We start from the raw sequence: 9,218 nt of genomic DNA on the forward strand, positions 1-9,218 counted from the left end.
CACCATAAACTGGTGCTTTTTTGTGTTTTAAACAGTGTTAAAAACACTTAAATTACAATCCAAACTTTTGCCAAAGCTTTTCTATTTCATCTGCTGGATAAGCCCCCATCGCTTTATAACCATTTGAAAAAATAATAGCTGGCGTACCCTGCAAACCTAATTTTTGACCTAATTCCAGATTACGATCAATCGGTGTTGCACAGTTTGCAGGCGCAGTAGGTTTTATTCCACTTTGAATTAAATTCTTCCAAGCGTATGCTTTATTGCTTGAACACCACACTTGCTTCGATGGAAGAATAGATTGCGCTTTGATTGGGTAAATGAATGTGTAAATCGTCACATCATTGAGTTTAGCTAAATTCCCTTCAAGAACCTTGCAATATGGGCAATTTGGGTCAGAAAAGATCGCAAGCTGACGCTTTCCATTCCCCCTCACTGTTTTAATAGCATCATTCAGAGGTAAAGTTTTAAAATCTACATAATTTTTCTGATCGACTAGATCTTTAGTTAAGTTATGTTGATCTTTTAAGCGAATCATTGAACCAATGAAAATATGTTGGGCATCTTCATTCACATAAATAATTTTATCGTCTAATGTCCCACTATATAAACCTTGCATCTCCGTTGTTTTCAGATTATCAATTTTTATATTGGGATATTGTTGAGCTAATTTCGCTTTCACAGTATCTACACTGGCAAAACTGACTGAACACAACGTAAGACTTAAACTCAATGCTATAAATTGCTTTAACATATTTCTAAAAAAATCAAAAATCAGAATAGGCGACATTAAAACATAGTTTAGTAGGACACTTGTTTGAAAACTGTGAGGATGTTTTCTTAAAACATTAAGTTCCACGTGAAACAAAGTTAAACATCGAAATCTGATTTATTTCGACTGAAATATGAATCAATTCTTCATGGATGGATAAAGCTTGACGAATCATATCGGCATTAAGATTTTTATCACTTGTTTCAAGCGCCAAAATCACTGAAAACTTTGCTTTTCCCACTTTCCATACATGAATATCTGTAATTTTCACCTCACTTTTGAGTTCATCAATCGCTTCACGAATTTCATTTACCACAGGCTCATCCATTTCAGCATCAAGTAAGGTTTTACCTGTTTGACGAATCAAGCTCCATGACCAATTTGCAACGAGAAAAGCACCCACTATGCCGAGGATTGGATCTAAAAAATTCCAGCCAAAATATTTCCCTGCAATTAATGCCAATATTGCCAAAACAGAGGTCACAGCATCAGCGACAACATGGAGAAAAGCAGCTCGATGGTTTAAATCGTGCACATCATGCGAGTGTCCATGACCTGAATGTGCATGATGTGAATGTGTATGTGAATGACCATGCCCATGATGATGCCCATGCTCGTGACCGCCATCATGTAATAACCAAGTACAAATTAAATTGACCAATAAACCAACGACTGCAATCGGTATCGCTTCATTAAAATGAATCGGAACAGGAGAAAATATGCGTTCAATTGATTGAAATGCCATAAGAATCGCCACAAGCATCAGGATAATCGCACTGCTATATCCCGCTAAAATTTCGATTTTCCATGTTCCAAAACTAAACCGAGCATCTTGTGCATAATGCCGAGCTGCACGATAGGCAACATAAGCCAATCCCAGTGCAATCATATGCGAGCTCATATGCCAACCATCTGCAAGCAGTGCCATAGAGTTAAATACCCAACCACCCACGATCTCAAAAATCATCATGACTGCAGTGAGTATTGTTGCAAATAAGATTTTCTTTTGTGCCAATGGATTACCTTCATCAAATTGATGACTGTGTTGGCGTTGTATGGTTTTAAATTGCATGAGGGACTAATCCTATATACTCCCCCTTAGTATATTATTTCAATTTAAAATATACTATAAGGGAGTATATATTTAGAGGATGATCGTGATGAGTCATTTACACCAAGATAAAAAAGTCCTCAATCGTGTAAAGCGTTTAAAAGGTCAAATTCAAGCTGTTGAAGAAGCCTTAAATCAGCCAGACAGTTCTTGTATTTCAGTGCTACAGCAAGTTGCAGCAATAAAAGGGGCAGTCAATGGTTTGATGAATGAATTGATTGAACAACATTTAACTGAACATGTGATTCAAGATCCACACGCTGTAGATAAAGTAGAGTTACAGGAATTTTTAAAGTTATTGAAGCGCTATTGTTAAAACAGAGGAATAATATTTTTCGTTATCTTTTAATTTTTGATTGACCCTAAAGTGATTAAGTTTTAATCTCCCAATATATCGTTTTTTTTCGATGCTGACGTTGATTAAACACGTTCCGCATTTTTGTCTGCAAAATTTAGGTCTATATAACGCATCTAAATTTCCTTTTTTAAGCTCTAAATCTATGAATCAGCAATCATGGCGTCCATTTTTCATGGTCAGCCTTGCTTTATGTATCGGTACGATTGGTACGGCACTTGCTAGCCCTTTATATCCAATTTATCAACAACTTTGGCACTTACTCCCAAGCCATATTACTTATATTTTTGTCGCCTATATGTTCGGTTGTATGACCACATTGTTATTTCTAGGTCGTACCAGTAATAGTTTTGGGTTTATTCGAACTTTGCAGATTGGATTGTTGTTTGCGGTCATCGGCTTAACACTTTCTGTATTTGCTTCAAATACTTACTATCTTGGATTTGGGCGCTTTATTATTGGTATTGCATCAGGTCTGATCAGTACCTCTGCCATGTTGGGTTTGATTTACACCATTCCAAATTCGCACAAACAAAATGCAGCACAATTAAGTTCAATCATTACCGTATTAGGATTCGGTCTTGGACCTTTCATTGGTGGGGCAATTGCGCAATTTTCTGATCAACCACTCGTGACGCCTTATATCCCTGTCATTATTGCTACCTCGATCAGCTTAATTAGCCTATTTAGTATTAAAACCATTCGACCTGAGAAACAACCTTTTTCTATTGCGCCACATTTAGAACTTCCCGAAGCTCAATTTAAAAAACAGTTTTATATTGCAAGTTTTACAGCATTTTGTGCTTTTGGTTCGTTCAGTTTATTTGCTTCTTTAGCACCATCTTTTATCATAGATATTATCCCTTGGCATGGTCCTTTGATCAGTGGTGCAACCATTGCCAGCATTCTTCTTGTTTCTGCAATTGTACAATTTGCAGCAAAATCAATGGATATGCATAAAGCTTTAAATGCTGGTTTAATTTTATTAATCAGCAGTTATCTCATTCTGTCCATTTGTATGATTTTAGACTTAGGCTTTATTTTCTTTATCAGTGTGATCTGTGTGGGAATGGGACATGGTATGGGTTTATTGGCTGCTTTTGCTTTGGTGCATCGCATGACCAATCCTGATAACTGTGCTGCGGTGGTTTCGACTTATTTGTTTATTGCGTATTTTGGTACGATTGTTCCTGTTATTTTTGCAGGCTATTTATCGGATCATTTTGGTTTGATAACAGGTGTTTTAGGTTTCTGTGCAGGGGTAGGTGCGCTATGTGTTTACCTGTTGATCAATCATTTAAAGCTTAAAACCACATAAAAAAAGGCGCTTAGCGCCTTTTTATTTAAGGAATGATTTCAATTTTAACGACTTCAATATCTGTCGGTTTATAACGATGTGTATCCACCTCACCAACGACTTTGACTTGAGTACCTGATTTCAACTGTTTTAAATCAATCAAATCATCATCGACCTCTATTCCAATCGTTCCCGTACTATCTTTGAGTTCATAATGCTCGTGTTTAATCTGACCGACGATTGTTCCAGTCAAAGTCACCGCAACTTCATCATTGGCACGTAAAGCTTGCGCTACAGTGATATTATTTTTAGCAGCTTCTTGAATAATGGCTTGATCATCTTTTCCCGCCCAAACATTTGCTGTTAGACCAAGTAAAATAACAGTGAGTAATAGAGGAGACTTTTTCATAAACAGAACCTTACTTTAAGGAATTCTGTTTAAGCTTAAAATATTAAGATCTGTACTGTAAATAAAATGTACTAAATGATAAATAAAATCATAAAAAAGCTGACATTTATGTCAGCTTAAATAAAACATTAAAAATAAATAAATTTTCTAATCTAGGGTAAATTTGACTTGATATCCTAAGCACATATCGTACTCTTCATCAACAAACTCATCCTCGATCAGAACCCCTAAATCGGGGCGATTACAATACATCAAAAATGAATCAAAATTTATATCTTCAAGTACAATCGGATAACCATGTTGTTTAAACATATTACTTTCAAAATAATAAATGGCTGCTGCATTAAATCCCTTTAACTCGCAGTGCAAAGCATCTTGAGGAAATACCGCAAAACAGTTGCCTTCAGGGGTGACAACTCTCAATGTTTTGAATGCTTCCATTGACTATAATCCGTTTAAGTAATCATTTTAAATCAATAATTACAACTACTTTCCAATACAAAACGATCCAAAAATCACCCCCAGCAAATCATCTGCACTAAAATCACCTGTAATCTCACCCAATGCATTTTGTGCTAAACGAAGCGATTCCGCGACCAATTCACCAGCTTGATACACCACAAGTTGCTCATGTGCCTCAGCAAGATAGTGCTGAGTGCGCTTCATTGCGTCTAAATGACGAGTTCGAGCAATAAAGGTATCTTCTTCTGGTTGGAAGCCTGCATGCGCTGTAATCGCATCTATGAGCGCTTGCACACCTGTTTCCTGTTTTGCTGAAACAGTAATATGACGGAAACCTTCAAAATCACTTAATTCAGCTTGTTGTGCTGTCAAATCACACTTATTCCCAATCAGCATCAGACGTTTTGGTTCAAGATGATCAGCAAAATATTCCTGCGCTAAAGCCAAAGGATTTTCACCTTGGCTCAAGTCATACACCAAAAGCAATAAATCTGCTTGTTCAATTTCTTTAATAGCACGGCGGATCCCTTCACGCTCCACCACATCTCCTGTTTCACGCAAACCAGCAGTATCCGTAAGGGTAATGGGTAAACCATTCAAAGTGATTTTTTCATGAAGCACATCACGTGTCGTCCCCGCAATATCGGTGACAATCGCACGATCATTGCCCGCCAAAGCATTCAGCAATGAAGACTTACCCGCATTCGGTTTACCTGCGATGACCACTTGTAAGCCTTCACGGAGTAATTGCCCTTGACGTGCAGAGGTCTGAACCTCAGTTACCGAAGCTTGTACACCTTCAAGCAAGGCTAAAATTTTACCATCTGCTAGAAAATCAATTTCTTCTTCGGGAAAATCAATCGCAGCTTCTACATGCAAACGCAAATGAATTAAATTTTGCAACACAGCATTTACTTTGTTGGAAAATGCACCTTGAAGCGAACGTACCGCGGAACGTGCTGCTGCTTGTGATGTCGCATCAATCAAATCGGCAATCGCTTCTGCTTGTACCAAATCCATTTTGCCATTTTCAAAAGCACGCATGGAAAACTCACCTGCTTTTGCAGCAGTCGCACCGAGCTCCAGTAAACGGGCAAGCAGGGCATTTTGAATCACAGGACCGCCATGACCTTGTAATTCAACCACATCTTCACCAGTGAATGAGTGTGGGTTTGGGAAACAAATCGCCAGCCCCTCATCCATCACTTCGCCTTGATCATCAAAAAACTGACGGAAACCTGCAAAGCGCGCTTTCGGTAATTCTTTTTGTGTCAAGGCTTGAGCAATCACATAGGCTTTTGGGCCAGATAGACGAATCACACCTACACCACCACGTCCAGGAGGTGTTGCAATGGCAGCGATTGTGGTCAGGTTGATACTATTCGTCATGTAAATCTACTCAAATTTTGACAATAAAAAAATCCGCCTAAGATTAGCATCTCAAGCGGATTTTTTCAGCAGTTGGATTGATGTTTAAATCAATTAAACCACTTCTGGTTCAGCTTTCGCTTTTTCAACAGATTTGTTGATAAACCATTGCTGTAAAATTGTGATCGAGTTGTTCACAATCCAGTACAAAACTAGACCAGCAGGGAAGAACAACATGAATACAGTGAACATAATCGGCATGATTTTGAACACTTTTGCTTGCATAGGATCAGTTGGCTGTGGGTTCAACATTTGTTGAACAAACATGGTCACACCCATGATCAACGGCAAGATGAACCAAGGATCCATCGCAGATAAATCTTGAATCCAAAGCATCCACGGTGCATGACGAAGCTCAACAGATTCCATCAATACCCAATACAATGCAAGGAAGATTGGCATTTGTAGAAGGAGCGGTAAACAACCAGCAAGAGGATTTACTTGTTCGCGTTTGTAAAGCGCCATCATCTCTTGAGAGAAACGCATGCGGTCTTCACCAAATTCTTCTTTCATGCGTTGCATTTCAGGTGCAATCACACGCATTTTCGCCATAGAACGGTAGCTCTTAGACGATAATGGCCAAAGAATCAGTTTCACCAATACAGTCAATAGAATAATTGACCAACCCCAGTTACCCACTAAATTATGGAAGAACTGTAAGCCTGCAAACAATAACTTCGCAATCGGCCATAACCAACCATAATCAACAGTTTGGTTTAAACCTGCTGCCAAATCTTTTAACTCAGATTGAATTTTTGGACCAGAATAGAACGTCGCATCAATGCTCATTGCTTTACCAGCAGGAACATTAATCGTTGGAGAGGTAAATCCAATGATATTCATACCATCTGCAGATTTACGAGATTCCAATTTTGCTGTGTATTGTTGACCACCAAAATGACCTGGCATCCAAGCACTTACAAAGTAATGCTGAACCATTGCCACCCAACCACCTTTCGCTTCGGTATTGAGTTTTTCATCAGTAAAATTAGCAAACTTTAATTTATTGTAGTGTTCATCAGGCGTACCCCAAGCACCACCAAGATATGTTCCAAGGGTGAAAATACCTTGTGAAGTTTTACCAGGATCATCCGAGTTATCACGTTTGATCTGACCGAACATTTGTCCTTGCCAGTTCTGTGCGCTACGGTTAACCACCTGATAGCTCACATCAATCGGATATTCACCTTTTTTAACGGTAAATGTTTTGATGATTTCGACGCCATCTGCCGATTTTAATACCATTGGTATGGTTAAAACATCAGAGGTCTTACCGTCTTTATCTTTAGTCGCTTTCGCGTCAGCAAGCGTATAAGTCGCTTTTTCGAACGCATAATTTGGACGATCTGGTTTACTGTCTGGACCATTGAGTCCGATTAACCCAGATTGTGCCACATAGGTACGTTTTGCATCACTTTCAAGCATAACAAAAGGCTGATCGCTATCTTTGCTTTTGTCATGATTCAGTAATTCAATACGAACAATATCACCACCTTTCGGACTAATCCAAAGATGATAAAGGTCAGTTTGTACTGAAATCAGTTGTTGATTTGCTGTGGCTGGCGCAGCTGTATTTTGTTGTGCAGCAGCTACATTGGCTTGCGGAACATCGCTAGTAGTCGCAGTTGCTTGACCTTTTGGCAAATCGGCAGAGACATCATGAGCCACAACAGCCTGCGGAGTCGCAGCTTTCGTTGTAGCATCCTGACCATAGTCTTTTTGCCAAGCCAAAATGAGCAAATATGCGGTGACTAACATGGCCCCAAGGATTGCAAACCTGGCCCATTGTTGCATATCTATTACCCCAAGTGGTTAGAGTGATTTTGGTTCAATAAACGTTCACGCAAGGGTACAGGAACATGAAGCGTTTGAGAATCTATTTGCTGAAATGAAATAAAACGAATTGTTTTTTTCGGCACAGGATCATAACCATAACCACCCCATGGATGACAACGACAGACACGTTTAGTGGCTAACCAGCTGCCTTTTAATGCGCCGTGCGTGTGGATTGCTTCTAACGAATATTGAGAACAAGTCGGAATATAACGACAACGGGGTCCAATGAGCGGACTAATCGCAATTTGATAGAAACGGATCAACCAATGCAATATACGAATCATTGGCTTCCTCTATTTTTGAGGGGAGGATTGAGCTATTTTATGGTGCTTTTTAACAATACGTTGCAATTTTAACCAAGCAAATTCTAACTGCTGAAACAATTCAGCATTGGGTACAGTTTCAATACCTACTTTAGGCATGACCACAATATCCAATAAGTCAATATTTTGCTGGTTTAAACGAAAACTTTCACGTGTTAAACGTTTTATTCGATTTCTTTCATGCGCACGGCGCACTTTCTTCTTAGCAACAACAATACCCAAACGGCTTTTAGGCTGTTCGGTTAACTTTGCTAAAAAAATAAAATGGGGTTGATGCACTTTAAAAAGCGCACCATCAAATACACCTTTGTAATCTGCAGCACAATGGATTCTCACCGCTGGACTGAAACTATAAAGAGACATAACACCCAAAGTCATGTACTAACTAACTGTCTAACGAATTAAACAGTTAAGCTGTGACGACCTTTTGCACGACGGCGAGCTAATACTTGACGACCAGCCTTAGTAGCCATACGAGCACGGAAACCATGAACGCGCTTACGCTTTAATTCAGATGGTTGGAATGTACGTTTCATATCGAAACTCCAAAATTGATCTTTTCTAAAGGTTCGCGATTATATTGTGCATTCCTTATTCAGTCAATGAATATTGCCTTAACTTTACGATATTCGTTGTTATTTTACACATCTATAGAATTTCATCATTTTATATAGATAAAGTAATCAAAAAAATATTCACAACATAACTTATTATTTTATAGTATAAATAGAAGTTACCAACAGATATATCCTCAAAGTTATCCATAGGTTTGAAAGATTTTAAATTTAATTTGCGATTTTTAAATTTAAAATCTTGGAAATTTGAATTTAAATTCATAATATTGGACTTATCCACAAAAAGCTCTGCTCTTATAAATAAATTCAAATTTAAAATTTAAAATTTATTATTATTAGCACTCGTTTTTTCTGTGGGAAACGCACTTTTATTTTTAAATAACATTTATTTAAGTTGTGAATAACTGTGTTTTTATTAATTTGATAGATTGTGGATAAGTTTATGTGCTAATTTATCCACAGCAAGTGATAAATCTTATCCACAAGTGGTTTAAATTTAAATTTATTCGCGGAAAGTTGTTTTTTTAAACGAATTAGACCGAATTGGTCATGACAGATGTGGATAACTTGGTTAGAATGGCGACCCCCTTAATCTGTGCACAGGGGGAAATGGTCTTTTTTGAATTTAAAATGGAATGAAGGGGTTTCAC

Annotated in this window: 11 protein-coding genes; 2 read left to right on the forward strand and 9 right to left on the reverse strand. The window is 38.1% G+C overall.

Annotation, left to right across the window (positions count from 1 at the left end; all coding sequences use genetic code 11):
- Positions 1-52: 52 nt before the first annotated feature.
- Both BEN71_RS19045 and dmeF read right to left on the reverse strand, forming a co-directional pair.
- On the reverse strand, positions 53-754 hold the full coding sequence (locus BEN71_RS19045; RefSeq protein ID WP_068974166.1) for a DsbC family protein: 702 nt from the start codon (positions 752-754) through the stop codon (positions 53-55).
- 94 nt (positions 755-848) lie between these two features.
- Entirely contained in the window at positions 849-1,844 is a 996-nt protein-coding gene (gene dmeF, locus BEN71_RS19050; RefSeq protein ID WP_068974165.1) for a CDF family Co(II)/Ni(II) efflux transporter DmeF, read from the reverse strand.
- Between the two features lie 88 nt (positions 1,845-1,932).
- On the opposite strand from dmeF, the gene BEN71_RS19055 reads away from it, so the two are divergent.
- Together BEN71_RS19055 and BEN71_RS19060 are read left to right on the forward strand one after the other, a co-directional pair.
- Positions 1,933-2,199 (forward strand): metal/formaldehyde-sensitive transcriptional repressor, encoded by a 267-nt coding sequence (locus BEN71_RS19055; RefSeq protein WP_068974164.1) that lies wholly within the window; start codon positions 1,933-1,935, stop codon positions 2,197-2,199.
- 184 nt (positions 2,200-2,383) lie between these two features.
- Entirely contained in the window at positions 2,384-3,556 is a 1,173-nt protein-coding gene (locus BEN71_RS19060) for an MFS transporter (RefSeq protein ID WP_068974163.1), read from the forward strand.
- Between the two features lie 25 nt (positions 3,557-3,581).
- Here BEN71_RS19060 and BEN71_RS19065 read toward each other — a convergent pair whose 3' ends face one another.
- The 7 genes from BEN71_RS19065 to rpmH all read right to left on the reverse strand — a co-directional run bounded on the left by BEN71_RS19065 (position 3,582) and on the right by rpmH (position 8,529).
- Positions 3,582-3,944 carry a NirD/YgiW/YdeI family stress tolerance protein gene (locus BEN71_RS19065; protein ID WP_068974162.1) on the reverse strand — a complete coding sequence of 121 codons (363 nt, stop codon included), beginning with the start codon at positions 3,942-3,944 and terminating at the stop codon, positions 3,582-3,584.
- Between the two features lie 147 nt (positions 3,945-4,091).
- Positions 4,092-4,385 carry a hypothetical protein gene (locus tag BEN71_RS19070; protein ID WP_068974161.1) on the reverse strand — a complete coding sequence of 98 codons (294 nt, stop codon included), beginning with the start codon at positions 4,383-4,385 and terminating at the stop codon, positions 4,092-4,094.
- Between the two features lie 45 nt (positions 4,386-4,430).
- Positions 4,431-5,795: a tRNA uridine-5-carboxymethylaminomethyl(34) synthesis GTPase MnmE gene (mnmE, locus tag BEN71_RS19075; protein ID WP_068974160.1), complete on the reverse strand. Its 1,365-nt coding sequence runs from the start codon at positions 5,793-5,795 to the stop codon at positions 4,431-4,433.
- A 93-nt stretch (positions 5,796-5,888) separates the two neighbouring features.
- A complete protein-coding gene (gene yidC, locus BEN71_RS19080; protein WP_068974159.1) occupies positions 5,889-7,628 on the reverse strand; it encodes a membrane protein insertase YidC in 1,740 nt (579 codons plus the stop codon).
- A 5-nt stretch (positions 7,629-7,633) separates the two neighbouring features.
- The gene (yidD, locus tag BEN71_RS19085; protein WP_068974158.1) at positions 7,634-7,954 is read right to left on the reverse strand and encodes a membrane protein insertion efficiency factor YidD; all 321 of its coding nucleotides are present in this window, start codon (positions 7,952-7,954) and stop codon (positions 7,634-7,636) included.
- Between the two features lie 9 nt (positions 7,955-7,963).
- Positions 7,964-8,356: a ribonuclease P protein component gene (rnpA, locus tag BEN71_RS19090; RefSeq protein WP_068974157.1), complete on the reverse strand. Its 393-nt coding sequence runs from the start codon at positions 8,354-8,356 to the stop codon at positions 7,964-7,966.
- 38 nt (positions 8,357-8,394) lie between these two features.
- Entirely contained in the window at positions 8,395-8,529 is a 135-nt protein-coding gene (rpmH, locus tag BEN71_RS19095; RefSeq protein WP_000831329.1) for a 50S ribosomal protein L34, read from the reverse strand.
- Positions 8,530-9,218 lie beyond the last annotated feature (689 nt).

The organism is Acinetobacter wuhouensis, from assembly GCF_001696605.3.
Classification (GTDB): Bacteria; Pseudomonadota; Gammaproteobacteria; order Pseudomonadales; family Moraxellaceae; genus Acinetobacter; species Acinetobacter wuhouensis.